Source organism: Candidatus Poriferisocius sp., assembly GCF_965214065.1.
GTDB lineage: Bacteria > Actinomycetota > Acidimicrobiia > Acidimicrobiales > Bin134 > Poriferisocius.
The window spans coordinates 1-1,278 of sequence record NZ_CBDCAT010000010.1 but is presented as its reverse complement, the minus strand read 5'-3'; the positions used below and the strand labels follow the sequence as shown (position 1 = coordinate 1,278).

Sequence of the window (1,278 nt, the reverse complement as noted above, 5' to 3'; positions counted from 1 at the left end):
AGAAATACCAGTCCGGGGGAATGGACGAGGAAACCTACGAGGACCGCCGAGCTGAGATATTCGAGCAACTTGGCCTCGAGGTCCACTGATCTAGTTGCTCAGCCTCCGGGATCGCTGAGAATCGGGCGGCTGGAGGGCATGCCCAACATGCACGACAGCCCTGCTGACTGAAGCCCGCCCGCGCCGCCGGCCACTAGGACCACGAAGTAGTCGGCAGAGGGCACGATCGGCACCCGGTCGTTCTCGACGGCCACTCCCATTTTTTCGAGCACATCTCTGGTGGGCTGTCGACGGTAGGGCGGGTAGAAGTCCAGCGGTACCCGGGCCTCGGCAAAGAGGTGCTCCTGAAGCTCCTGTTTGGTGGGCAACAAGCCGGCCACCATTTCGGCGATGACCGGGCTCATCACCAGCACAGTCGGGAAGGGGTTTGGGGCGTCGTGGCCCCCGCACGGCCCGCTGATGGCCAGGCCGTGGGTCACATGGTGCAGCACCTGTTCGGCCTCGTGGTGCATGTCGGTGATGGGCCACATGCCGTTCACGGCCAGCACTGTCACCACGTCTTCGTCGGCCTTGAACCCCAAATCGACGTGATACGGCGGCCACGGGGAGGCTTCCTCGTTCTCGGCCACGCACAGTGAGGTGGCTTTGCCCGGCCAGCCCAGCGGGGCCTTGTCCACCTCTCCGGGGGTGGCCCCGCCTATGTTCACCAGGGCCAGCCTCAGGGCTCGTCCCACGGTGGCGTTGGTGTGCGACCCTGGCCCAAAGCACCCCGCGCCGAAGTTGAAGCCCAGCCGGTTGCGGATCGGGCCGTTGACCACCAACATCGGCCCCACCGGGTTGGTGGTGGTCTGAACCCCGTGGGCGTTCATCTGCGGGTCGCAGAAGGCGTCGATGGCGGCGACGAGCACCGGCATCACCTCGGGCGGGCATCCCGCCATCACCGCGTTGACCGCGATCTTCTCCACGGTGGCCGCAGCGTTCAGAGGAGGTATGTCGCCCACCGCATGGTCGGCGGGCAGCCCCGAAGCCGCCACCCGCGGCGGCGACCCGCTCGGGGGTGGGGGGAACGATGGGCAGCCCGTCGGTCATGCCCCGTTCCCGCAGGTAGGCCTCTACCTCGTCGGGGCCGCCTTCGATAGCTACCTGTTGGGCCATTTCACCATCTTCATGGGGAAATGAATGGCGACGCTCTGCGTCATGTCACCAAGGCGTCCACGATCTCGTCGAGGCGAGAGGAGATGTCGGCTCTGATGTCGGCCTCCGGCTGGCTACGGTAAG

1 protein-coding gene is annotated in these 1,278 nt (G+C 66.0%); it reads right to left on the bottom strand.

Translation table 11 applies throughout. The features are described 5' to 3' along the window. Positions 1-98: 98 nt before the first annotated feature. Entirely contained in the window at positions 99-1,034 is a 936-nt protein-coding gene (locus ACOOGG_RS00485; protein WP_420431176.1) for a hypothetical protein, read from the bottom strand. Between the last annotated feature and the right edge of the window lie 244 nt (positions 1,035-1,278).